A 24,329-nucleotide genomic window follows, 5' to 3' on the forward strand; every position below is an offset into this window, starting at 1 on the left:
CGAAGAGAGTAACGCCCGTTTTGATCGCGGGGCTAGGGGACCGAATTCATAGGTGGCCGGACTGTCCCTCATGCGATCGGCGTAGACGCCGCTGGCGCTTCAGGATCCGGCGATTTGCTCGCCAAAGCGTGAGCGAAAAATCCGATGTGAATCCGCTGTCATTTTTAGCAGGATGCAATACACGGAACGAGGGCGATGAAGGCGCGGGGCCATCATCGGCCCATGGAGTGAGGTAGGACGGTTGGTGCCGAAGCCTGTTCGAGGGGCTGCCCGCAGACGGGCGTGCTGTTGTGCACTGAGACCCCTCCTGCCGATGGCGCCCAGAACGGCGGCCTCGCCTCTTTCCCTCGCGTTACCCCGCATCATCACGGCCTCGCACGATCTGGCACGAGAGGACATCGCCATCCATGCTTTCTAGCTTGAGCGACGCGGCAGAGAGCACCGCTGGTCTCGCCAAGACCCCGACCGGCATCTCGGGCTTCGACGACATTACCCTGGGTGGTGTTCCCACCGGCCGGCCGACGCTTGTCTGCGGTGCGGCAGGCTGCGGCAAGACGCTCTTCGCCACCACTTTCCTCGTCCGCGGCGCGACGCAATTCGACGAGCCGGGTGTCTTCATGAGTTTCGAGGAGCGGGCCGAGGATCTGGCCGCCAACGTCGCGTCCCTCGGCTACGATCTCGAAGGACTGGTGGCGAAGGGCAGGCTCGCGATCGACCATGTCCGTTTCGACCCAAGCGAGATCGAGGAGAACGGGGAATACGATCTCGAAGGCCTCTTCCTCCGGCTCGGTTTCGCGGTCGACAGCGTCGGCGCCAAGCGGGTCGTGCTGGATACGATCGAGACGCTGTTCTCCGGCTTCACCGATGAGGCTCTCCTGCGCGCCGAACTCCGCAGGCTTTTCGGCTGGATCAAGGATCGGGGCCTGACCGCCATCATTACCGGCGAGCGGGGAGACGGCCAGCTGACCCGTCAGGGGCTCGAGGAATACGTTTCTGACTGTGTGATCCTATTGGACAATCGGGTTGTTGACCAGATCACGACCCGGCGTCTTCGGGTCGTGAAGTATCGCGGCTCCGCCCACGGCACCAACGAATATCCCTTTCTGATCGATACCGGTGGCATCAGCGTGTTGCCCGTCACCTCTTCGGGCCTGCATCGCCCCGCCTCGCACGAGGTTGTCTCCACGGGCATCGACGGGCTTGACGCGATGCTCGGCCGGAGCGGCTTCTATCGCGGCTCCAGCATCCTCCTCTCGGGCGTGGCCGGCACCGGGAAAACCACGTTCGCCGGCCATTTTGCCAATGCCGCCTGTGCCCGGGGCGAACGTTGCCTATTCTTCGCCTTCGAGGAAAGTGCAGATGAAATCTGCCGAAACGCGAAGTCCGTCGGATTGGATCTGCAGCATTGGGTCGATGCCCGTCTCCTCCGGTTCGAGGCATCTCGGCCCAGCCTCTTCGGTCTTGAGATGCATCTCGCCCGCATGAACCGGGACCTTGAGGCCTTCGCACCTGACGTCGTCGTCATCGATCCGATCTCGGCCTTCCGCGGCCCTGACGTCGAGGTGCACGCGACCCTGCTTCGGATGATCGATCTTCTCAAGAGCCGCGGCACGCTCGGTCTCTTTACCAGCCTGCGCAACGATGGCGGGCTCGCCGAATATGCGGATATGGGGCTTTCCTCGCTGATGGACGCCTGGATCAAGCTCGATAATGATGAAGCAAATGGCGAGATCAACCGCACGCTCTATGTCATCAAGGCGCGGGGCATGAGCCATTCCAACCAGGTACGGGAATACAATATCACCGGCCACGGCATCACCCTGATCGAGCCCTATATCGGGCCGGAAGGAGTGCTGACGGGAACGGCACGCTTCACCCAGATCGCGCGCGAGCAGGCGAGCCTGCTGCGCCGTCACCAGGAGGCCGAGCAGCGCCGGCGCGAAGTCACCCGCCGGCGCTCGGTGCTCGAGCGGCAGATCAACGATCTCCGTGCAGCGCTCAAGGACGAGGAGCATGAGGAGAGTATCCTGCTTGCCGAACTCGAATCGCGTGAGGTCGAGTTGCTGAAAGACCGCGAGGTTCTCGCGGCGATGCGGGGGGCTGCAGAATGATGGACGATGACGAGAACCGCCACCCAATGAACGACGAAGCGATAAACGACGACGCAATGAACGACGATGCACTGAACGACGACGCCGAACACTATCATCTGCGTCTCTACGTCGCGGGGCAGACGAGCAAGTCTCTGGCCGCGCTCTCTAACCTCAAGCGGGTTTGCGAGGAGCATCTCGCCGGCCGCTACGAGATCGAGGTGATTGACCTCATCCAGAATCCGCGCCTCGCGGCTGGGGACCAGATTCTCGCCATTCCGACGCTTGTTCGCAAACTTCCGACCCCGCTCAAGCGGATCATCGGAGACCTGTCGAATACCGATAAGGTGCTCGTCGGCCTCGACGTGAGACAGAAGGGCCTGGGCTGATGCCAGCCGGGGACGTTGACCGTCCCGTGCAGGACCCGGCCGCAATGGCGGCGCAAATCCGGGATCTGGAAGCGCGCCTGCAGGAAAGCGAGGAGACGCTTGGTGCCATCCGTCGCGGCGAGATCGATGCCTTGGTCGTCGCGAACCCCATGCGGGATCACGCTGTCTACACCCTGGAGGGCGCAGACCGGCCCTATCGTGTCCTCATTGAGCAAATCCAGGAAGGCGCGCTGACCCTCGACGAGGAAGGTGCCATCCTCTATTCCAACCATCGGCTGTCGGCGATGCTGCGCTCGGACCCGGGCTCGCTCGTAGGGCGCGCGCTGCCTACCATCCTGATGGCTGACGACCGCGCGGGCTTCCGCTCCTTTCTCGCCGCCGCCTGCCGCGGCGGGGCGCGTCGCGAATTCACGCTGATCGCGGCGGACCAGGCCTGGGTTCCAGTCTATCTTTCCCTCAGCCCGCTGCCGAGCGAAGACGGTTCCATCCTGCTCTGCGGAGTGGTGACCGATCTGACCGAGCATAAACTGCATATCCGGGAACTCGCCGAGGCGAACGCCCGCCTGAAGGAGCAGATCCTCGAACGCGGAAAGATCGAGGATGCGCTTCGGCAGAGCCAGAAGATGGAAGCGGTCGGGCAATTGACCGGCGGCCTCGCGCATGACTTCAACAACCTCCTGACCGGCATCACTGCGGGGCTGGAACTGCTGCAGACGCGGGTGGCCCAAGGGCGGCTGCAGGGGATCGATCGCTATATCGGCGTCGCCCAGGATGCAGCCCGGCGAGCCGCCTCGCTCACCCACCGGCTGCTCGCCTTCTCTCGCCGGCAGACCCTGGCACCCAGGGTGACAGATCTCGCGGATCTCGCGAGGGGTATGCACGAACTCATCCAGCGCACCGTGGGGCCCGAAATCACGCTCCGCAGCGCAGCAACGGGGCACGATCCGCTGCATGTCCTGGTCGATCCCGGCCAGATGGAGAATGCGCTGCTCAACCTGTGCATCAACGCGCGGGACGCCATGCCCGATGGCGGTGAGATCCGCATCGAGATGGGCCGGCAGGAGATCGAGGCCGACCACGCGCGCGAGCTTTCGCTGGAGCCGGGCGCTTATGTCGAGTTGCGGGTCACCGATACCGGAACCGGCATGACGCCGGACGTGCTCTCCCGCGCCTTCGACCCCTTCTTCACGACCAAGCCCATCGGCGTCGGCACTGGCCTCGGCCTTTCGATGATTTACGGCTTCGTGCAGCAATCAGGCGGGCAAGTGCGTATCGCGTCGACGATCGGGCAGGGGACTTGCGTGTCCCTCTATCTGCCGGTGCATGCGGGTAGCCTCCTTCAGGCTGCCGTCACGCCGGAACAGAGGGATGTACCGCGTGCGGGGGGCAGCGAGTCCGTGCTCATCGTGGATGATGAGGCAACCGTGCGCATGCTGGTGGCGGAGGTGCTGAAAGATCTCGGCTACAAGGCCCTGGAAGCGGCGGAGGGCGCGACCGCCCTCGCTTTGCTGCGGTCGGATCTGCGCATCGACCTGCTGATCACCGATGTCGGCCTGCCGGGCGGCCTCAACGGCCGGCTGCTTGCCGAAGAGGCGCGTGTCGTGCGGCCGCAGCTGAAGGTTCTGTTCATCACCGGCTATGCCGAAGACTCAGTGCTGAGCCCGAGCGATCTCGAGCCTGGCATGTATATTCAGACCAAACCCTTCGGCATGGAAATCCTGGCCCGCCGGATACGGCAGCTAATCGATGAAACCTGAGCGCGGGCGCCCACCATCGCTCACGCGGATGGCATCGCCCGAGCGACCCGAGCCCCCTAGGAAGGACGCAGCGACATCCTATCTCCGATGAAACCTTTCATCGGAGGAACAAATGCCCATTCTTCTCTGGCTTCTCGGCGTTCCTATTCCCATCATCCTGCTGCTTCTCCTGTTTTGGCATTAGGAGCGGGCATGTCCTACAGCAGCGCAGATCCCGTCGCGGTGCATCCGCTTCGCCCAGGTCTTTCCTGGGCGGGGATTTTCGGCGGCGCGGTGGTTGCGACAGCGGTGACCGTCATGCTGACCGCGCTTGGGTCCGGCATCGGCCTCGCCTGGGTCTCGCCCACGAGCCACGATAATCCCTCGGCCTTGACCTTTACGGTCGGGGCAGCAATCTGGCTCATCCTGGTGCAGTGGATCGCCTCGTTCTTCGGCGGCTATCTTGCCGGGCGGCTTCGTCCGAGCCTCGGCGGGGTGCATCGTGACGAGGTGACCTTCCGCGATACCGCGAGCGGTTTCGTCACCTGGGCGGTGGCCGCCCTCTTCGCGGTCGGGCTTATCGCCTCCGGCGCCAGCGCCTTCCTGGGTTCGGTCGGCAAGGCGGTGACGACGGTGGCCGGAGCGGCGAGTGGGTCGGCGGACAGCGGTTCGGCTGGCTTCGGGCCGAGCGGCTATATGCTCGACGCGATGTTCCGCCCCAGCCAGAACGCGGCGCAGACCAGCAGCCCGCAGGCAAAGGCCGAGGCTGGCCGCATTTTGGCAACCGAAGTGGCGGGCCCGATCAGTGCGTCCGATCACGCCTTCCTGGTCCAACTGGTCGAGGCACAGACCGGGCTTTCGCAAGCGGACGCGACGACCCGCGTGGACCAGACCATCGCGGCCGAGCAGAAGGTCATCGATGAGACGAAGAAGGCTGCCAATGCGGCGCGCAAGGCGGCGGCCGCTTTCGCCACCTATACCTTCTTCTCCATGTTGATCGGCGCCTTCATCGCCTGCGTCGCCGGTGCGATCGGCGGCCGCCAGCGCGACCGTTTCTGACCGCGGAGCTCCGCGCTCAGCCTCCCCCGGGCTCCGCGCGAACGTGTTGACCTGTCAGGCGCCGGTACATTGCCGGCGCCGCAGGTTTTTTGTGCGTCTGGCCGTCACCACGGAGGCCTGCAGGTTGCTGCATCAAGACGACCGGCGGCACGAGGGTAGCGTTGCCGCCGCTCGCGGGTTGACATAGGATTCGCTCCCAAGGCGACAAAAAGGGGGGATTCGTCATGAATGCGGGACTGAACCCAAGCGACGATGCACAAGCGATTGCGGAGGCGACCGCGCAGGCGGGCAGAACCCAGGCGGCAGCCATCCTCGCCGCCCAGATCCTCGCGATCCGAGCCGACTACCGGCGCACGATCGAGGGCCAGGCGCAGGATGCGGTTGAGGTGTTTCGGGAGGTGCAGCGGCTTCTCGAACGGGAGTGACCGCGGCTTTCGGTGCCGGATTTTTAGAAAAAGCGAATAGGTGACTTTGGAAAGCGCGTCTGGCTGGCGCGTTTTCCGAATTCGTGTTCTGTCGGACCAGAAAGAAACTTGATCGAAATGGCCGATGACCACCCTGCCGCCGCAGCGCTCTCGCAGCGCCCCAGAGTGTGAACCGGAACAGGAGGGGCGGGTGCGTCACGCTGACCGTGCGGCAATGGGCGGGGTTAGGCGCCTGCGTTGGCTTGGCCAGGCACTGGCGCTGCTTCTTGTCCTTATACCCGGCCTGATCCTGTGCGAATCCGCGGCGCAGGCGGCCGAATCGGCCCCGGTCGCTGCCGCCGCGCCCATTATGCGCGACGATCCGCTCGAGCCGCTCGATACCTCAAGCCCAAGTGCCACCTATCAGTCCTTCCTGCAGCAGACGGCGCGGGTGCAGGCCCTCTTCGTCACCTATCTCAGGCACAAGACCATAGCGGGCGAGAAGGAACTCGTGCTCACTGCCCGGCGTACCGGCCGGCTCTTCGATCTCAGCAATATTGCCCCGGCGCTCCGTGACAAGATGGGTGCCTCGGCCACCATGTATCTGGCGGACATCCTGCACCGGCTGCCGGAGATATCGCCCAGTGCGATCCCAGGGGCGCCTGGATGGAGCCTGGGCACGGCGGGGACGAAGCTTCCCGATCAATGGCGCGTCCCCGGAACGGAAATCACCATCGCGCGGGTGGAAAAAGGACCGCAGAAGGGCCAATACCTCTTCACCGCCGACAGCGTGGACCAGCTTGCCGCGGATCATGCGCTTATCCTGAAACTGCCGCTGCTGCGGCCCACTCTTTTCGGCAACTGGCGGCAGGTGCAGGTCAATATCACCGGCCCGTTGGTGCCGGATGGGTTCGTCAAGCGCCTGCCGAACTGGGCGCTTGGCACCGTCCTCGGCACGCCGGTCTGGAAGATGGGGGCGACCCTGCTCATCCTCGCGGTGGTCCTCTGCCTCATGATCGGCTGGGCCCTGGTTGTGCGCCGCATGGGGGCGGGGCATGGGCGCTTCCGGCACGCTGCCGTCGCCCTCGCCGCACCCCTCGGTTTCTTTGTGCTCTATGTCAGCTGCGTCATCATCGTCCGGTCCCAGCTCAACCTCTCAGGCGGCTTCTCGGCGATCGAGGCGTTCTTTTCGGTTCTGGTCCTCTACCTGATCGCCGCTTGGGGTGCGTGGACACTCTGCTTTCTGCTGGCCGAAGCGATCATCGCCGCGCCCAGCATTCCCGACAACAGCTACGATTCTCATCTGCTGCGGCTTTGTGCACGTCTCGCCGGCTTCGCCGCCGTTGCTGGCCTGCTGCTCTATGGCGCGAACCAGATCGGGATTCCAGCACTTGGCCTCGTCGCTGGCCTCGGTGTCGGCGGCATCGCGGTGGCCCTCGCCTCGCAATCGACAGTCGAGAACCTCATCGGTGGTTTCTCGATCTTCGCGGACCGCCCGTTTCGCGTGGGCGACTTCATCCAGCACAGCGAAAAGTCGGGCTGGGTGGAAGCGATCGGCCCGCGTTCGAGCCGCATTCGCGAGTTGGACGGCGCGCTCACGACGGTGCCGAACGGCGATCTTGCTCGCATGCACATCACCAACTTCTCGATGCGGACGAAATGTCTTTTCGTGCACGAGATTGGGCTGCGCTATGAAACCTCGACCGAGCAGTGCGAATGGCTGATCGGGGCGCTGCGTGGCTTCCTCGCGGATCATCCGCTGGTCGAGAAGGCACCGGGCTTTCCGCGCGTGGCTCTCACGGGTTTTGGAGATTCGGCCATTACCGTGCAACTCCAGGCCAATATCCTGACCACGGATTACGCGGCCTTCCTGGCGGTGCAGGAGACGCTGCTGCTCGGCATCATGCGGCTGGTGTCCGAGGCCGGGACCGGCTTCGCCTTTCCCAGCCAGACGGCCTATCTCGCGCGGGACGGGGGGATCGATCGCACGATTCAGGCCCGGATCGCGGCCGAGATGGCGGCGCGCACCGCACCGGCGCCGTCCCAACCGGGCTGAGCCTGCCGCCGTGCAGGAGCCGGCCGCGCAACTGAGTGCGTAGAGGGAAAGCGGCAAGAGCTGGAGAGTTTTCCGAGTCCAGCACGTCGTCGCGCGCGTCCGAATCGGGAATCACGAGACGTTTGCAATATCCCTATTCACTTGATATGAAATAGGCATCGCCCAACCTCACGGAGCGGAGTGGTGCCATGAAACGCGCGGAACGATTGACGACGGTGGCTGGTGCACAGAATTTCGTGCTGACCCTTTGGGCTGACAGCCAAGACGCCGAAGCACGCGAGGAACGGGGTGCCGCCGAGATGCCGGCAGTCTATCTGCCGATGGATCCGGAACTCGCCCGCCATCTCGTGGGTTCGCTCGATCGTTGGCTCGCGGCGCTCGAGCGCAAGAATTGACCAGGCTCGCTCAGCCAGTGCTTGCGGTCAGCCGCGCTACGATTGCCTCGCGCGCGCGGCGGCCGGGGGCGAGGGCGGCCTGTGCCGCCGCCAACACTTCGGGTGGTGCCTCTTCCGGCCGTCCCGCCGCGAAGGGCGGGGCAGGGGCGTATTCCAGGTACAACTGAATCCGTTCGGCTTCTGCCCGGCCGTGAATCTCGGCCACGACTGCCAGGCCGAAATCGATTCCGCTGGTCACGCCGCCGGCGGTGATGAGGGTACCGTCCCGCACCACGCGGCCGGCATCGGGGGTGGCACCGAAGCTGGCCAGCAGGTGCCGTGCGTTCCAATGGGTCGCGGCGCGGCGGCCTTGCAGCAGCCCTGCCGCACCCAGCACGAGCGCTCCCGTGCAGACCGAGGTGAGGTAGCGGAGTTCGGGCGCACTGGCACGGATGAAATCCAAGGTTTCCGCGTCCTCCATCAGCGCATCGACCCCCGATCCCCCGGGCACGCAGAGCAGGTCGAGTTTCGGGCAATCGGCAAAACTCGCGGTCGGCTGCAGCATCAGGCCGGAGGACGCGGCGAGGGGCGCGCGGCTCTTCGAAATCAGATGCACCTCCGCCCCCGGGGCGGCGGCGAAGATCTCGTAGGGGCCGGTCAGGTCGAGCTGCTGAACACCGGGAAAGACCAGAAGTCCGAAGCGATAGCCCATGCTCGTGCCCGTTCCTGTCTTCTGGATGAAGCGTGATCGCAGCCTAGACCGGAGCTTGGCCAGGCCGCAGCGCTTCGCTGGATGGAAAAAAAGGGCGCGCCATGCTGTATGCCGCGCCCTTCCTGACGGGAGAGATCGACGCTACCCGGGTCAGGAGGCGCCGGCCTTTTGCGCGAGGAGTTCCAGCTTGGCGCGCGCCGCGTCCGAGATGGTCAGGCTTGCGGCAGCGAGATTTTCCCGCAGATGGTCCAGCGAACCGGTGCCCGGGATCAGCAGGATGTTTGGCGCACGGCCCAGCAGCCAGGCGATCGCCACCTGCATCGGCGTGGCACCCATATGCTGGGCGACCTCCGTCAGAATGTTCGACTGCAGCGGGGTGAAGCCACCGAGCGGGAAATAGGGCACGAAGGGAATGCCGTCGGTCGCGAGATCGTCGATCATCGCGTCATCCGCGCGATGGGCGAGGTTGTAGAAGTTCTGGACGCAGGCGATCGGCGTGATGCGGCGCGCTTCTGCGAGCTGCGCGCGCGTCACGTGGCTCACGCCGATATGGCGGATGAGCCCCTGGGATTGCAGCTCGGCCAGCGTCTCGATCTGCTCAGCAATCGAACCTTCGGCCGGCGCGTGCAGCCCGTGCATGCTGCGGAAATTCACCACCTCCAGTCGGTCGAGACCAAGGTTGCGGAGATTGTCGTGCACCGCCTGGGTCAGTTCGGCCTTCGAGAGGGCGGGCAACCAGGCGCCGTCCGGTCCGCGCCTGGCCGAAACCTTGGTGACGATCACAAGATCGCCGGGGTAGGGGCTGAGCGCCTCGCGGATGATTTCGTTGGTCACGTGCGGACCATAAAAATCCGAGGTGTCGATATGGTTCACGCCTTGCGCCACCGCCTCGCGCAGCACGGCGATCGCGGCGCCGCGGTCGCGCGGCGGGCCGAAGACGCCAGGCCCGGCAAGCTGCATCGCGCCGTAGCCGAGGCGGCGTATCGTCCGGTCGCCGAGCACGTAGGTGCCGGCCTTGTCGATGTCGGGCATCGTCATCTCCTCACTGTCTTGCCGGAAGATAGGGACTCATCCACCGCCCGATAACCAAGTACAATCCGAACAGCTTGTGCGGAATGGCGAACAATGGCGATCGAGCTTGATGATCTGAATGCCTTTCTGGCTGTGGCCCGCGCAGGTGGCTTCCGTGATGCGGCGCGCGCTACCGGATCGAGCGCTTCCGGCCTCAGCGAGGCGGTGAGCCGGCTCGAAACCCGCCTCGGCCTGCGTCTCTTCCATCGCTCGACGCGCAGTGTGCGGCCGACGGAAGTCGGCGGCCGCCTGGCGGAGCGTTTGACCCCGGCGCTTGCCGAGGTGGAATCCGCGCTCGACATCGTGAACGGGTTCCGGGAGAAGCCCGCGGGCACCCTGCGGCTTAATGTACCCGTGGTCGTGGCTCGGCTGATCCTGCCCGGAATCGTGCCGGCCTTCCTCGCAGCCTTCCCCGATATCCGGCTTGAGATCACGGCCGAAGACGGTTTCGTGGACGTGCTGGCCGCCGGCTACGATGCCGGCATTCGCTACGATGAGCGGTTGGAGCAGGACATGATCGCGGTCCCGATCGGGCCGCGGGTGCAGCGCTATGCGGCCGCGGCCGCGCCTGCCTATCTCGACCGGCGCGGACGGCCCCGCCATCCGCGGGATCTTCTCGCGCATGCCTGCCTGCCCGGGCGCCTCACCAGCGGTGGTATCACGACCTGGGAATTCGAGCGGGAAGGGGAGGCGGTGAAGCTCGACCCCTCCGGTCCCTTGGTCGTCAATCTCGGCGGCGCCGTCGAACTTGCGGTTGCGGCGACGCTGGCCGGCACCGGCATCATCTATTTATTCGAAGAATGGCTGCGCCCGTATTTCGAGAGCGGTGCGCTGGAACCGGTCTTGCCGGAGTGGTGGCTCGCCTTCCCGGGGCCCTTCCTTTACTACCCGGGGCGGCGGCTGGTGCCGGCACCGTTGCGGGCCTTCATCGATTTCCTGCGAAGCCAGCGCCCGGACTGATCAGCCCATGATGTAGAGAAGGGGTCTGCTTCACGGTTCGGATGACCGCTCCCCGCTTCAGTCTGAACCGATCAGACCCTAGTTCGCGGATTTGTTACGGCCCGGGTTGCGCCCGCCCTCTGATTTTGCTGCCTCGGAGACCGCGGCGCCGCTCAGCACCGCTTCCCAGGCATCCCAGGCAGCGACGTCGAAGGCGGCGATCGCCTCCTCCGCGTCGAGCGCCGAGCCAGCGATCTGTTCCGCCATCCGGTCCAGTCGCTGCGTCAGCACCGTTTCGAATTTCGTGCGCGACCGGCCGCGCATTTCCTGCCCGAGCGTCTCGCCGGCGGTGCGGCAATCCTCGATGGTTTCGGGGGGAGAGGAGGAGAGGCTGGGGGTCATCTTCCGCATGGATTCTACGGTGTCCGGAACGATTATGCGGATCGCAGGCGGTGGCCAACGCTAGTTTTCGAAGGCCGCCCTGCTGCGGGAGGTTTCATATCTCAACCGTTGACGATCGCCCATTCGCCGTTCGGCTTGCGGCACCAGTCAAGCGTGTAGGGCAGGCCGTCCGTCGAGGTGCCGGTATGGAAGGTGTAATCGAACTTGCGGCAGGTCATGCCGCTCTTTTCGTATTGCTTCTTGATTGTCACGGTGCCGGAATGCCGGGTCTTGGGGTTCGTCCATTTCTCGGTCTTCGTATCGCCGGGGCTGAGCTTGGCGGCTTCGGCGCGCAGAATCTCCATGTCGCCATGGGTCAGGCGCCGGGGCAGGTAGCTCTGCATCACCTGCGCCTGCGCGGAAGAAGCGAGGAGACCGGGCGCCGCAAGGCCGCCGAGCGCCAGGGCTGCAGTCAGAAGTGTCAGAGACTTGCGCGACATAGGAGGCTCCCGGCTGCCCGTGTGAATATTGGCTTTCTCGCTTATCGCGCAAGTCGCGTCGCCGCAACGGCCTAGCGTGCGGCGGCGAGTTTGCCGAGCAGGCGCGCGTGGCAGCGCGCGCCGCCCGTGAAGCAAGTCCAGTCGAACTTTTCGTTTGGGCTATGAACCTGATCGTCGTCCAGGCCAAAGCCCATCAGGATCGTATCGAGGCCGAGCATGGTCTTGAACACACCGACGACCGGGATGGAACCACCGCAGCCCATCAGCACGGCCTCCTTTCCGTATTCGTCCCGCAAGGCGGCCTCCGCCGCAGGCACGAAAGGCCCATCCACCGCGACCTCCACGGCCGGGTTCAGGCCGAACTCCGTCACCGTCACCTGGGCACCCGGGGGCGTGCGCGCGGCCAGGAACTGCTTCAATCCAGCGAGGATTTTGGCCGGGTCCTGGCGGCTGACGAGACGGAAGGAAAGCTTTGCATGGGCGTGGGACGCGATGACGGTCTTGGCGCCCTCTCCGGTATAGCCGCCCCAGATACCGTTGAGATCGGCCGTCGGCCGCGCCCAGAGCCGCTCCAGCGCGGTGCGGCCGACCTCGCCGGATGTCTGGTTGAGCCCGATCGCGGCAAGCATCGCGCCCTCGTCGAAACCAAGCGCGGCCCATTGCGCGGCCACCGCCGGGGGCAGTTCGTCCACACCCTCATAGAAGCCCGGGATCTGCACCCGGCCCTGATCGTCATGCAGCCCGCCCAGGATGCGGGTCAGGGCGTTGATCGGGTTCAGCGCCGCCCCGCCATACATTCCGGAATGGAGATCCTTGTCCGGCCCCAGGAGATCGATCTGGGTATAGACCATGCCGCGCAGCCGGGTGGTCAGCGCCGGGGTCGTGCGGTCCCACATGCCGGTATCGCTGATCAGGGCGACATCGGCCGCGAGGAGTTCCTTGTGGCTCTCGATGAAAGTTTCGAGATTGGCGGAGCCGACCTCCTCCTCGCCTTCCAGCAGCAGGGTGATGCGGATGGGCAGGGCGCCGGTTGCCTCGTGCCAGGCGCGGCAGGCCCAGAGGAAGGTCATGACCTGACCCTTGTCGTCCACCGCGCCGCGCGCAACGACCCGCATTCCCTCGGGTCCATCGACCATGGTGGGCGTGAAGGGCGGGCTGGTCCAAAGCTCCAGCGGCTCGGGCGGCTGCACGTCATAGTGGCCGTAGAAGAGGATATGCGGCACGTCGCGATTAGCGGGGCCAGGGTAATAGCCGGTCACGATCGGGTGGCCCGGTGTTTCGTGCAGCTGCATCTCGAAGCCCACCGCCGCGAATTCCCGGCGCAGCCATTCAGCCGCCTGCCGGCAATCCCCGGCATGTTTCGGCTGGGCGCTGACGCTCGGGATCGACAGGAACTCGAACAATCCCGTCCGTGCCTCTGTCTCCGTCGCGGCGAGGCGGGCAAGCACGGCCTCTGTCTGGTCGGGCGTTGCGGTCATGGCTTTTCTCCTTCCGTCAGAGTCGCAGGTGCGGCCGGCTGAGGTGCGACCGGCTGGGGCGCGGCATAGGCTTTGAGGAAGAGCGAAATAGCACCCTGAACGACCCGCTCAATATCGGCAGGCGTCGCTTCGATCAGGCGCAGCCGCGCGCGCATGACGATCTTGGTCTGACAGAGGGCGAAGAATTGTTCGGCCGCGAAATCCGGGTCGGGGACGGCAAGGCGCCCGGCTGCCGTCTCCGCCTCGAGCCAGGCGGCGAGATAATTGAGCGCGCGCTGCGGACCGGCCTCGAAAAAGGAGCGCGCGAGTTCGGGGAACTGCCCGGCCTCGGACATCACCATTCTGTGAATGGCTTGGCGGAAGGGCGACAGCATCAGGTCCATGACCGAGAGGCCGAGCGAATGCAGCGTCTCCTGCGGATCGTTGCCGTCGGGCGTGTTGTCGAAGATGTGCTTGATCGAGCGGTCGCAGCCGGTCGACACCACACCGTGGAAAAGGGCAGCCTTGCCAGGGAAATAATTGTAGAGCGTGCCCTTGGAGACGCCAACCTCACGGGCGATGCGCGCCATGCTTGCCCCCTCGTACCCATCGCGCGCGAAGACCCGTCCTGCGCCCTCCAGGATCGCGTTGCGGCGCTCCGGCGACAGTGCCTCCATCTGTCCCTCGGGCGCCGCATCATTGTTATCCTTGTCGCTCACTCTCTCTCACCATGCAGCCGGGTTTGACAATGACGATCCCCTTCCTATCATACAAGTCGCTAACCGAACCGTTCGGTCATAGCGCGTTGCAGGAGCGGCACAGTTGGCGCAGACGATGAGACAAGCCCTGACCAAAGCACGGGCGGGGCTCGCTTGGCCTGTCGTCTCGACGGCCAGCCTCGTCCTGCTCGCTGGCTGCACCCTTGGCCCCGATTTCCATAAGCCGACGCCGCCCTACGATCCCTACTCGTTCCTCTCGGGCCGGAGCCCGGCCGATGGCGCCAGCCAGCCACAGGTGGCGCCGATCGAGGTGACCTGGTGGAAAAGCTTCGACGACCCCGAACTTGATTCCCTGATCAAGCGCGCCATCGCCCAGAACCTTGACGTCAAGACCGCCACGATCCGCCTTGCTGAAGCGCGGTCGAATGCGGGCGTCACCGCTTCGGCCTTCTTTCCCAGCGTGAACGGCAACGCGACTGCGGCCGACATCAAGCTCAGCGACAAGGGCGGCTCGCTCCTCGGCGGGGGCTCGTCTTCCAGCTCCTCCGGCGGGTCTTCGAGCGGCTCCTCCAGCATCGATCCGATGTCGATCTACCAATACGGTTTCGACGCGACCTGGACCCTGGACATTTTCGGTAAGGTACGCCGCCAGGTGGAAGCCGGCAATGCCGCGATTCAGGCTTCCGAGATCGACCGCCGCGGCGTGCTCATCCAGATGATGGCCGAGGTCGCGCGCGATTACGTACAGCTGCGCAATGCCCAGATGCAGCTGCAGATCGCCGAAGACAATGTGCACACCGCTCAGAGGCTGCTGAACCTTACCCGCCAGCGGGCGACCGCGGGGCTCACCGACCAGCTCGACGTCGCTCAGGAACAGGCCCAGCTGACGACGACGGAAGCGACCGTGCCGCAGGCCCAGCAGCAGGTCGCTCAATATATCAACGCACTCAGCATGCTGCTGGGCGAGGCGCCGCGGGCGCTGCAATCCGAACTTGTCACGCCAAAGGCCGTGCCCCCGACGCCGACCGCGATTCCCGTCGGCCTGCCGTCGGAGCTTTTGCGCCGCCGCCCGGATATCATGGAGGCCGAGGCCAATCTGCATCAGGCCACGGCCAACATCGGCGTGGCCGTGGCCAGTTTCTTCCCGAGTTTCAATCTCCTCGGCGTCTTCGGAATCGAATCCAACGCGACCCAGGATCTCTTCACCACCGCCGCCCGCACTTATGTCCTCGGCGGCATGGTGCAGGTGCCGATCTTCCAGGGCGGCAAACTCGTAGAGCAGCTGCACCTCGCCAAGGAGCGGCAGAAGGAAGCCATGGTCACCTACGACAAGACCGTGCTGCAGGCCTTTTCCGATGTCGACAATGCGCTGACCGACTATGACAAGGAGCAACAGCGCCGCAGGCTCCTCAAGCGTGCGGTCGCCGCCAACCAGCACGCCTTTGCCCTGGCGCAGGACCGCTACACCCAGGGCATCGCGACCTATATCGACGTGCTGAACGCGCAGCAGAACGTGCTTACCAGCCAGCGCCAGTTGCAGGACAGCACGGCTGCCGTCTCCACCGATCTCGTTTCGCTGTATCTGGCGCTGGGCGGCGGCTGGGAGGATACTTTCCCGACGCCCGCCAACGAAGCCGAGCCCAATGCCTCCGTGGGCCAGACGATCAAAACCGCAATCACCGGCGGCAACGCCAGCTAGAGAGAAGGCCGCATATCCGGATGAGCGACGCTCTGCTGCCTATCGACCCCGGCGCGCGCCGCGCCATTCTTCAAGCGGTCGAGGGACTGGCGGAGCGCTCCACCGCCACGCTCGCACGGCTCGTCGCGCATCCGAGCCTGCTCGGTGACGAGGCCAGCTGCCTCGCCGAAATGGAAGGGCTTTACAGCGAACTGGGGCTTTCGCCCTTCCGCGTTGCGGTTGATCCGGCGAAACTCGACAATCATCCCGGCTTTTCGCCGCCGCTCGTGCCCTATGCACCGGGGCGGGAGAATGTGGCGGCCATCCATCGCCCGCGCGAGACAAAGGGCCGCAGTCTGATGCTGCAGGGCCATATCGACGTCGTGCCCGTGGGCGCTGCCGATTTGTGGACGACACCACCCTTCGAACCCTCTGTGCGGGACGGGCGCATGTACGGCCGCGGCGCCTGCGACATGAAGTCGGGCGTTGCCGCCGCTCTCATGGCCTTCGCGGCTTTGAAAGCTGCCGGCTTGCAGCCCGCAGCCGAGTTGCAGATGGCGGCCGTGATCGAGGAAGAATGCACCGGCAACGGTGCGCTCGCCGTGATGCAGGCGCTGGGCAAGCCCGATGCCTGCCTGATCCCCGAACCCGGTCAGCGCCTGTTGACGGCGGAAGTCGGCGTCGTCTGGGCTTGGGTTACCGTCACCGGCAAGCCCGTGCATGTCTCGCACAAGCTTTCCGGCATCAGCGCCATCGAGGCCGCCTTCATCGTCTCGGAAGCCTTCCGAGCCTACGAGGCGCGGATGAACGAGCCGCAGCACCGCCACCCGGCCTATGCCGGGGACAATCACCCGATCAACGTCAATTTCGGCACGATCGAGGGGGGCGAGTGGAACAGTTCGGTCGCCACCCGCGCCCGCCTTGGCATGCGCGTCGGCGTCATGCCCGGCTATTCCTGCCGCCAGACGAAGGCCGATATCGAGGCGCTGGTGGCCGATGTGGCGCGGGACCCGCGGATGGCCGGCACGGACCTGCGGGTCGAGTTCCGCGGCTTCATGGCGGATGGGGCGATCTTCCCGGAAACGCAGGGCATTTCGCAGGCGATTTCCGCCTGCCACCGCGAGGTGACGGGCGAGACGCTGCGGCCGACCGCCATGCACGCGCTGACCGATGCGCGCTTCTACCGGCTTTATCAGGACACTGAAGCGACCTGCTACGGCGCAGAGGGCGAGAACATCCACGGCATCGACGAATGGGTGGATCTCGCCAGCATCACCGAAGTCACCAAGGCGCTCGCCCTTCTCGTCGCGGGCTGGTGCGGCGTCGAAGCGGCTTAGGCAAGCCGGGCCGACGTGCCGCTTCCCACCGGGATGCGGCACGTCGATTGATCATCCCAAACGCGCCCGTTTCGGCGCGGCGGATGATAGTTGCGCGCGGACGCGGGCGATTTCGGCGCCGGTGACTCGCAGCGGCGCATAAGCGAGCGCCTCCCAGGTCAAGGTGACATCAGCGCGCGCCTGGCCGAAAGCCGGATGCAATGCCACCGCGTTCCCGGGGGCATTGGCGAAGGATGCCCGGTCCCCGGTGTCGAGGTAGCTCTCGGTCGCCAGGCCCTCGGCGTAGATCGCCGCATGAACCGGCAGTTCGACGTGGAAATACGTCACTTCGGCCGGCTTGAGTTGTGCGACGCTGGTGCCGTTGATCAGGTATTTCACCGGAATGAACACGCCTTCTGCGAATATGGCGTGGTCGGGCGAGACGCGAAGATCCCGGCTCGGCTGGCCCGGGCCAAAGGCATGGGCGCGGATGCGCACCGGGCGGATCGACTCCGGCCGGCTGTGGCGGCGGCAATTCACCGCGCGCGAGCCGATCCAGGTGATGGGCTGCGCACCGCCGTCCAGCGTGAGCACACAATCACCTTGGGCGAGGTCTTCAACCGCGACCTCGCCCCGCGTCGTCGCGATGCGCGTGCCAAGGGCAAAACAGGCGAAGACCTGATTGTTGGCGATCGTATTGCCGGTGCTGAGACCCGGATCGATCGGCAGGCCGCTATTGGGGATCGGCACGACGCCCTGCGCCCCGTATCCGATGATGTTGTTCGTGACCGTGGTGTCGCTGCTGCCAGCCGTCAGCGTGACGCCGTTGCCGTCATTGCCGCTGATGACGTCGGCCGCGCGCACGCCCTCGGCCACGGTGCCGCCGATTGTATTGCCATGCGCACTGCCGGAAACCAGAACGCCTCCCGCGCCATTGGCGAAAGCTTGGTTGCCGACGACATCGACGCCGATATTGCTGGAGAAGACCTGGTTGCCATAGGCGCCGCCAGTGATTTCGACACCATAATTCGTGTTGCCGGAAAAGGTGTTTTCCGGAATGACCGACTGCTGATCGCCACCGATGATGTTGTTATGGGCAGTGCCGTCGATCTCCAGACCGTCATTGCCGTTGCCGTAGCCATTGCTGGTGTTTGCCAGAGACGAGGTGCCATCCGTCGCCAGGCCTACGATATTGGGATCGACCGTCACGCCCGATGCATTGCCGCCAATCTCGATGCCGTCATTCACGTTGCCGGACAAGACGTTGGTTTGCAGCGTGTTGTGGCCGCCGGTGGAGGTGATCAGAATGCCGTCATTGCCGTTGGGTGCGGCGCCGCCGAAGGCGAAGAGACCACCGAAGGTGTTGAAACTGATGAAGTGGCTTGCCGTCCCCGCGACCTCGATGCCGTTGGTGCCGTTGCCAGCCGCGACGTTGCCAAGCGGGATCACACCGCCGACCTGCGTGTTGGAGGATGATCCGTCTACCAGTATGCCATCCGCCGCATTGCCCACGACAGTCGCGTTGTCCGCGCCGATGCCAAAGAAATTCGCCTGAACTGTGGTGTCGTTGGAATCGGTGATGTGCAGGCCGTTGCCGCCGTTGCCGCTGACGACGTTGTAATAGACGAAAGGATTGTCGAGCGCCGTGCAGCCGATGAGGGAGTTGTTGTTGGCATCGACGATCGCCACGCCATCACCGCCATTGCCGAGCGCGCTGTCGCCGCTCGCGGTGGTGCCGACGAAGTTGCCGCTCAGAACATTGTTCGAGGAGCCGTTGTTGATGAGGATGCCGTCCCCGGTATTGCCGGAGACGAGGTTGCCGAGGGGCGGGGTCACGATGACGGGCGGCTGTATGGTGCCCTCCGAGCCCGTCGGGTTGTTCTCGGCACCCGTGGTCGTATCGGTATAGGCGGTACCGCCGATCAGATTGTTCGAGGCGCCACCCGTGACAAGAATGCCATTGGCACCATTGGCGATGGCGGTGGTGCCGGTCGGGTCTGTGCCGACATAATTGTCGACCAGCGTATTGTCCGTGCTGCCGTCGATGACGATGCCATTGCCGGCATTGCCGGAGATGACGTTGGAAACGACACCGGAGTCAGCACTCGGGTTGGAGCCGATCGTGTTGCCCGAGGAGGTTGGCGCGATGTAGATGCCTGCCCCGGCATTGCCGTTCGCGGTGCCCGCAGTGGTCAGCCCGACATAGTCTCCGGCGATCGTCACATTGCTCGATTCGATCGTGATGCCGTTGCCGGACGCGCCGCCGACCGCGACGCCGACAAGGGACGAGCCGTCCGATCCGGCCGTGAACGTCAGGCCCGCATTGCCGTTGAAATCGATGCCGACGACGGGCGCGCCGCCAGAGGTGGCACCCGGGGCAGTCGTCGCGTCGATCGTGACGCCTTGACTGATATCGGGGAGGTCGCTCGCCAGCGTGATGGTTCCGCTGACATTGAAGACGATCGTTGATGCGGTTCCGCTCTGTCCATCTGCGGCTTGGATCGCCGCGCGCAAAGAACCCGCACCCGAATCGTTTAGATTAGTCACAGTATAAATCGTCATTCAACTACTCCCGGACGCAGCCATCACTTTTTGATCTTTGAAAGTCACCGAAGAGGCATTGCTTCGGAGGAGCATTCCAAGAAACAATCGCACGGCCGACACAGTGTCGCAACGTCCAATTTTGGTCGAATAAGTCGACTTTTGCGCAATAGTTGCCAATCGGTTGATCAATCTCGGGGCGGGATGGCGCCGATCGATGCCATGTTGCGTTGCAAGATCACGGCGTGAACCGCGGGCGTCGAATCTGGCTAGTGCGAACGATCAGGGATCGGCGAGATGGGGAAGTATTCGACCCGGAACTCGCCAGTCACGAAACCTTGTCACTGTCCTTCGGCCCGTTCGCGGCACCCGGATACGGGGCCTTCGGTGGCGATTTGTGCCGCCCCGATGATCGACAGCGCTGGCCTGTCGGTTCATTCTGGGGATCGCAACCGATCCGGCGCGGCGCCACGCCGTGCCGGGAAACCAGAACGATAGGGGGAAACCAGCGTGAAGGCGTCACAACTCGACTCCGTGGGCGCGATGGCGCTGCACACGGTTGAAAAGCCCGAGGCGGGACCTGGGGAGATTCTGGTCAAGGTTCTGGCGGCCGGGATCTGCGGCTCCGATCGGCATATGTTCAAGGGGGAATACCCGACCGCCATTCCGGTGACGCTCGGCCACGAATTCTGCGGCATCGTGGAGGCGGTCGGGCCGGCCGTCACGCGGTTCGTGGGCGGTGAGTTGGTCACCGTCGATCCAAATATCGCCTGTGGCATCTGCCCGGCCTGCCGGCGCGCGCAGCCGAACCTCTGCGCGCGTCTGGCCGCAATCGGCGTGACCCGCAACGGCGGCTTCGCCGAATATGCGGCGGTGCCGGAGGGCCAGGCATTCGTGCTCCCGCCTGGTCTCGATCCCGTTCACGGGGCGTTTTCCGAACCGCTCGCCTGCTGCCTGCATGCCATTGACAAGGCAGAGATCAGGGCAGGGGGCAGCGTCGCCATTCTGGGCGGCGGCGTGATCGGCCTGCTGATGGTGCAACTCGCGAAGCTGGAGGGGGCAGGAACGATCATCCTGATCACCCGCCAGGCGCCGCGCCGCGCGCTTGCCCTGGACCTCGGCGCGACCCATACCTTCGATCCGACCGCCTCTGACACGGTTGCCGAGGTCCGGGCGCTGACGAGCGGCGGCGCGGATGTCGTCATCGAATGCGCGGGCGTGCCGGAGACCTTCCGCACCGGTATCGCCATGACCCGGCGCGGCGGCAATTTCGTGCTCTTCGGGGTGACGCCCTCCGGGCTTGAGGTGCCGGTGACACCGTTCGATCTCCTGATCAACGAAGTCAGTCTGCGGCCCGCCTATCTCAACCCCTTCACCCATGATCGCGCGGCGGCACTCGTGGCCAGTGGCGTGCTGGAGCTCGACCGGCTGGTGACGCGGACCATCGGCCTCGAGGAGGTCGCGGACGTGATCGCGAGCGCCCCGGCGGCAGGCGAGATCAAGGTCATCGTCCGGCCGTGATTTGTGTCGGCACCGGCCCGCACCCTCATCGGGCTCCTCACTCAGCAACTTGTTGCGGGTGGCCGGGCGGAGGTGTGGGCTGGCGCCGCCTTTAGGGCCTTGCCTTATCTGAACAGCAGCAGCCGCGCCGCCGTCGCCCACATGGTCAGTGCGATGGCGGTTTCCACCAAGGCCCAGACGCGCGGACGGGCCAGTAGCGGGCGCAGCCAGGCCGCCCCCTGGCCAAGGGTGACGAAGAAGGCGAGGGAAGCGGTCATCGCGCCCAGCGCGAAGCTTGCCCGCGCGCCGGGGAACTGAGCGGACACACTCCCCAGCAGCACCACCGTATCGAGATAGACATGGGGATTCAGCCAGGTGAGGCCGAGGCACATCAGCAGCGTTCGCGGCAGGGAGGCGGCTTTGCCGTCGGCCGCTGCCAACGCACCGGGATGGCGAAGGGCGGCGACCAGGCTGCGTAGGCCGTACCAGATCAAAAACGCCGCGCCGCCATAGCGCATGACCGGCTCAAAAGCTGGCAGCGCGGCCGCAACCTGCCGGAAGGCCAAAACGCCGATCAGGATCAGAATGGCATCGGATGCCGCGCAGATCAGCGTTACCGGCCAAACGAAGCGCCCGAGCAGGCCCTGGCGCAGCACGAAAGCATTCTGCGCACCAATAGCGACGATCAGGCTGAAGCCCATGGCGAGGCCGGTGAGATAGACGGGCAGGGAGAGCATGGTGACGGCCTTTCGGCAGGATTGGTCTTGCCGCTGCCTAACCCTGCGCTCAAGCTAAGGCCAGTTAATGAATCTAAGTCATATTAAGGAAAACTGATCCGTGATCGACTATGCCGCCCTCCGCGCCGTCGCCGCCGTGGTCCGGAGCGGCAGTTTCGAACGCGCCGCCGGGCTGCTGCATGTCACTCCCTCGGCGGTCTCCCAGCGCGTCAAGGCGTTGGAGGATCGTCTCGGGTTCTTCCTCGTCCGGCGGGGCAATCCCTGTCAGGCTACCGAGAAGGGCGAATGGCTCTGCCGGCATCTGGAACAGGTCGGGCTCCTGGAGGCCGAGCTGCTGCGGCAGCTCCCCGCGCTCGGGCTGGAGGAAGGGGGCGCGCGCGTTACGCTTCATGTCGCGACCAATGCGGATAGTCTCGCCACCTGGTTCCTCCCGGCCGCCGGCGCATTTTCGGAGGAGACCGGTCATCTGCTCGACATTGCGGTGGACGACGAGGGGCAGACGGCCGATTGGCTGGCCCATGGCCGGGTCGTGGCCGCCGTTACCAGCCGGGAGAAGCCCATTCCCGGCTGCCGTCGCGTGGCGCTGGGATCGCTGCGCTATGTGGCGACCGCGAGCCCTGCCTTTCGCGACCGCTATTTCGCAGCGGGGCTGACGGAGGCGGCCTTCGCCCAGGCGCCGGTGCTGACCTATAGCCGCCATGATGCGCTGCAGGCACGCTGGCTGAAGGAAGCGCTTGGCATGCAGCCGGTCTGCCCCAGCCATTGGCTGCCCTCGACCCATGCCTTTCTCGATGGCAGCCTCGCCGGCATGGGCTGGTGCATGAACCCGGTCGCGCTGGCCGCACCGCATCTCGCCTCCAGCCGTCTGGTGGAACTGGCCCCCGGCGCGCCGCTCGACGTGCCGCTCCATTGGCAGGTCAACCGCCTCGCGGCCGACCTTCTGGCGCCCCTCACTCGCGCGGTCGAAGCCGCGGCGCGCAAGGGGTTGGTGCGAGCATAGTGGCCTCTGTCAGTCCGCCTCCACCCCCGGGGGTGGGCCGGCGGCTTCGACGGGCGCGAGAATCGGTGCGCAGGCAGCCGGGATGGTCGGCGGCTTGGCGCCCGGCGTAGGCGGTGGGGGCGGCCGCACGCTGCCGTCAGGCTCGAACCACCAGGCGAGGCTGGCGCCGCACCCGTCCCCAGCCGGGATCGGTGCCTGGTTGATACAGTCCGGCTGGCCCGGCGGGCAGGCGAAATGCAAATGCATATGCCCCCGGTGCCCCCACCACGGCCGCACTTTGTGCAGCCAGGACCGGTCGCCCGTCACCGTCTCGCACAGCTGGCGCTTGATGATCGGATTGACCAGCAGCCGGTTCAGCCCGGGCAACTGTGTCGCAAGATAGATGAGCGTCACCGTCTTGCGCGACCATTGCCGCGGATCGACCGCTATTGCGCCATAAGGCACGATGAGCGGCGGCGTCAGCCGGTCGAGCGCGCTTTCCGACAAGGCCGGCTTCGGCTGGGTGTCGAGGTAGATGTCCACATCCACGCCGCGCTGATGGGCCACATGCCCGCCCGACAGCGGGCCGCCGCGCGGGCCCGAGAGGTCGCCGACATAGAGTTCGGGCAGCCCGTCCTGCCGCGCCCAGGAGGCGAGCGTTTCGACGCCGTGCACCGTCTCCGGCGCGCCCCAGAAACTGCTGATCGGCGCGCGAATCGTGGTGAAGCCCGGCCCTTGAGACGGCAATTCGCTGGCGCCTGCGATGCAGCCGGTGCCCGCGCCGATGATGCGCAGCGGCCCGGGGGCGGGGCTCACGCCGCTTTCCCCGGCCCGTGCGGCTCCGGCCGACAGAAACAGGGAGGAGGCGAGAAGAGCGGGCAGGGCCCAGTGAAGACGCATCAGAAAACCCGGTCGAAAATCGTGATGACGTCGCCTGGGGCCAGGCGATCCTCCGGCTTTGTCAGGCCCTTATGGGTGCCGCCGACATCGGTCCTGACCACCGCTTCATAGCCCTTCACGGCGCGGTAGGTATAGCCGCCGGCGAGCGATACGGCGGCGATCACCGTCATGTCAGGCTCATAGGGGTACTGGCCCGGCCGCGCGACCTCGCCGAGAATGAAAATCGGCCGGTAGGAGGCGACCTCGACCGCGACCGACGGGTCACGGATCATGCCGCGCGCAGTCAGGCGCTGAGCAATGGCCTGAGCCAGAGCCTCCGGCGTGCGCCCGCGCACGGCGATGGTGCCTGCCAGCGGGAGGGCGATCTGCCCGTCATCCCCGATCGCATAGACGTCGCTGAGCTCCTTGTCGCCATAGACGACGACGCGCACCCGGTCGCCCGGACCCAGGTGGTAAGTGCCGCTCTGCGCTGGCGGAGGCAGTGGCGGCAGGCTGCTGCCGGCAGGCGCGCAGGTGCAGAGCGGCAGAAGAACCAACAGGACGAGCCGGGCGCGCATCGGACCTCCGCCGTCGGGGTTGCCTTGCGGCATTAACAAATTATTCCGATTGCGTATATGTTATGATATCGAATCGACATTGTCGCGAAAAAGGGTATGTCGCGTGCTGGATGACGCGGAAGGGCGTCTGCAACCGGGCAGGAACCTGCCCGGGCTGGCGGATAGGGGCGAGGGCCTGGGGCATACGCCCTCAGGCTCCGCCGCGCGCCCGGCCTTGGACTGGCTGTGGGGTGT

Annotated in this window: 22 protein-coding genes; 12 read left to right on the forward strand and 10 right to left on the reverse strand. The window is 65.4% G+C overall.

Annotation, left to right across the window (positions count from 1 at the left end; all coding sequences use genetic code 11):
- The first annotated feature begins 407 nt into the window (after positions 1-407).
- From kaiC to VL752_RS11210, 7 genes are all read left to right on the forward strand, one after another.
- Positions 408-2,111 (forward strand): circadian clock protein KaiC, encoded by a 1,704-nt coding sequence (kaiC, locus tag VL752_RS11180; RefSeq protein ID WP_325355161.1) that lies wholly within the window; start codon positions 408-410, stop codon positions 2,109-2,111.
- Complete coding sequence (locus VL752_RS11185) at positions 2,108-2,479, forward strand: circadian clock KaiB family protein (RefSeq protein ID WP_325355163.1); 372 nt, start codon at positions 2,108-2,110, stop codon at positions 2,477-2,479. The genes kaiC and VL752_RS11185 overlap by 4 nt, the downstream gene beginning before the upstream one ends.
- Positions 2,479-4,236, forward strand: a complete 1,758-nt coding sequence (locus VL752_RS11190) for an ATP-binding protein (RefSeq protein WP_325355165.1) — start codon at positions 2,479-2,481, stop codon at positions 4,234-4,236. Before VL752_RS11185 ends, VL752_RS11190 begins: the two co-directional genes overlap by 1 nt.
- 192 nt (positions 4,237-4,428) lie before the next feature.
- The gene (locus VL752_RS11195; protein ID WP_325355167.1) at positions 4,429-5,274 is read left to right on the forward strand and encodes a hypothetical protein; all 846 of its coding nucleotides are present in this window, start codon (positions 4,429-4,431) and stop codon (positions 5,272-5,274) included.
- Positions 5,275-5,498: 224 nt separating this feature from the next.
- Complete coding sequence (locus tag VL752_RS11200) at positions 5,499-5,699, forward strand: hypothetical protein (RefSeq protein ID WP_325355169.1); 201 nt, start codon at positions 5,499-5,501, stop codon at positions 5,697-5,699.
- Between the two features lie 190 nt (positions 5,700-5,889).
- On the forward strand, positions 5,890-7,734 hold the full coding sequence (locus tag VL752_RS11205) for a mechanosensitive ion channel family protein (protein ID WP_325355171.1): 1,845 nt from the start codon (positions 5,890-5,892) through the stop codon (positions 7,732-7,734).
- Between the two features lie 188 nt (positions 7,735-7,922).
- Positions 7,923-8,129: a hypothetical protein gene (locus VL752_RS11210; RefSeq protein ID WP_325355173.1), complete on the forward strand. Its 207-nt coding sequence runs from the start codon at positions 7,923-7,925 to the stop codon at positions 8,127-8,129.
- A gap of 10 nt (positions 8,130-8,139) precedes the next feature.
- Here VL752_RS11210 and VL752_RS11215 read toward each other — a convergent pair whose 3' ends face one another.
- Together VL752_RS11215 and VL752_RS11220 are read right to left on the reverse strand one after the other, a co-directional pair.
- Entirely contained in the window at positions 8,140-8,820 is a 681-nt protein-coding gene (locus VL752_RS11215) for a DJ-1/PfpI family protein (RefSeq protein WP_325355175.1), read from the reverse strand.
- Between the two features lie 150 nt (positions 8,821-8,970).
- A complete protein-coding gene (locus VL752_RS11220) occupies positions 8,971-9,852 on the reverse strand; it encodes an aldo/keto reductase family oxidoreductase (protein ID WP_325355177.1) in 882 nt (293 codons plus the stop codon).
- Positions 9,853-9,945: 93 nt separating this feature from the next.
- Between VL752_RS11220 and VL752_RS11225 the strand changes: the two genes are divergently transcribed.
- The gene (locus VL752_RS11225) at positions 9,946-10,851 is read left to right on the forward strand and encodes a LysR family transcriptional regulator (RefSeq protein ID WP_325355179.1); all 906 of its coding nucleotides are present in this window, start codon (positions 9,946-9,948) and stop codon (positions 10,849-10,851) included.
- Positions 10,852-10,929: 78 nt separating this feature from the next.
- Here the strand turns inward: VL752_RS11225 and VL752_RS11230 are convergent, their stop codons facing one another.
- The 4 genes from VL752_RS11230 to VL752_RS11245 all read right to left on the reverse strand — a co-directional run bounded on the left by VL752_RS11230 (position 10,930) and on the right by VL752_RS11245 (position 13,887).
- Positions 10,930-11,241, reverse strand: coding sequence for a hypothetical protein (locus tag VL752_RS11230; protein ID WP_325355181.1), 312 nt, complete (start codon positions 11,239-11,241; stop codon positions 10,930-10,932).
- Between the two features lie 92 nt (positions 11,242-11,333).
- On the reverse strand, positions 11,334-11,711 hold the full coding sequence (locus VL752_RS11235) for an RT0821/Lpp0805 family surface protein (protein ID WP_325355183.1): 378 nt from the start codon (positions 11,709-11,711) through the stop codon (positions 11,334-11,336).
- Between the two features lie 71 nt (positions 11,712-11,782).
- Positions 11,783-13,189, reverse strand: a complete 1,407-nt coding sequence (locus tag VL752_RS11240; RefSeq protein WP_325355185.1) for a dipeptidase — start codon at positions 13,187-13,189, stop codon at positions 11,783-11,785.
- Positions 13,186-13,887, reverse strand: coding sequence for a TetR/AcrR family transcriptional regulator (locus VL752_RS11245; RefSeq protein ID WP_325355187.1), 702 nt, complete (start codon positions 13,885-13,887; stop codon positions 13,186-13,188). Before VL752_RS11245 ends, VL752_RS11240 begins: the two co-directional genes overlap by 4 nt.
- A 115-nt stretch (positions 13,888-14,002) precedes the next feature.
- Here VL752_RS11245 and VL752_RS11250 point away from each other — a divergent pair, with 115 nt between their 5' ends.
- Positions 14,003-15,586: an efflux transporter outer membrane subunit gene (locus VL752_RS11250; RefSeq protein WP_325355189.1), complete on the forward strand. Its 1,584-nt coding sequence runs from the start codon at positions 14,003-14,005 to the stop codon at positions 15,584-15,586.
- A 20-nt stretch (positions 15,587-15,606) separates the two neighbouring features.
- Entirely contained in the window at positions 15,607-16,902 is a 1,296-nt protein-coding gene (locus VL752_RS11255) for an ArgE/DapE family deacylase (RefSeq protein ID WP_325355191.1), read from the forward strand.
- Between the two features lie 51 nt (positions 16,903-16,953).
- Here the strand turns inward: VL752_RS11255 and VL752_RS11260 are convergent, their stop codons facing one another.
- On the reverse strand, positions 16,954-19,443 hold the full coding sequence (locus VL752_RS11260) for a Hint domain-containing protein (protein WP_325355192.1): 2,490 nt from the start codon (positions 19,441-19,443) through the stop codon (positions 16,954-16,956).
- Between the two features lie 489 nt (positions 19,444-19,932).
- On the opposite strand from VL752_RS11260, the gene VL752_RS11265 reads away from it, so the two are divergent.
- Positions 19,933-20,943, forward strand: coding sequence for a zinc-dependent alcohol dehydrogenase family protein (locus VL752_RS11265; RefSeq protein ID WP_325355194.1), 1,011 nt, complete (start codon positions 19,933-19,935; stop codon positions 20,941-20,943).
- 104 nt (positions 20,944-21,047) lie between these two features.
- Here VL752_RS11265 and VL752_RS11270 read toward each other — a convergent pair whose 3' ends face one another.
- A complete protein-coding gene (locus tag VL752_RS11270; RefSeq protein WP_325355196.1) occupies positions 21,048-21,659 on the reverse strand; it encodes a LysE/ArgO family amino acid transporter in 612 nt (203 codons plus the stop codon).
- Positions 21,660-21,759: 100 nt separating this feature from the next.
- Here VL752_RS11270 and VL752_RS11275 point away from each other — a divergent pair, with 100 nt between their 5' ends.
- Positions 21,760-22,659: a LysR family transcriptional regulator ArgP gene (locus tag VL752_RS11275; protein ID WP_325355198.1), complete on the forward strand. Its 900-nt coding sequence runs from the start codon at positions 21,760-21,762 to the stop codon at positions 22,657-22,659.
- Between the two features lie 9 nt (positions 22,660-22,668).
- On the opposite strand, the gene VL752_RS11280 is transcribed toward VL752_RS11275, so the two are convergent.
- On the reverse strand, positions 22,669-23,538 hold the full coding sequence (locus VL752_RS11280) for a penicillin-insensitive murein endopeptidase (RefSeq protein ID WP_325355200.1): 870 nt from the start codon (positions 23,536-23,538) through the stop codon (positions 22,669-22,671).
- A complete protein-coding gene (locus VL752_RS11285; protein WP_325355202.1) occupies positions 23,538-24,095 on the reverse strand; it encodes a polysaccharide biosynthesis/export family protein in 558 nt (185 codons plus the stop codon). Before VL752_RS11285 ends, VL752_RS11280 begins: the two co-directional genes overlap by 1 nt.
- Between the last annotated feature and the right edge of the window lie 234 nt (positions 24,096-24,329).

The organism is Acidisoma sp. (genome assembly GCF_035492295.1).
Classification (GTDB): Bacteria; Pseudomonadota; Alphaproteobacteria; order Acetobacterales; family Acetobacteraceae; genus Acidisoma.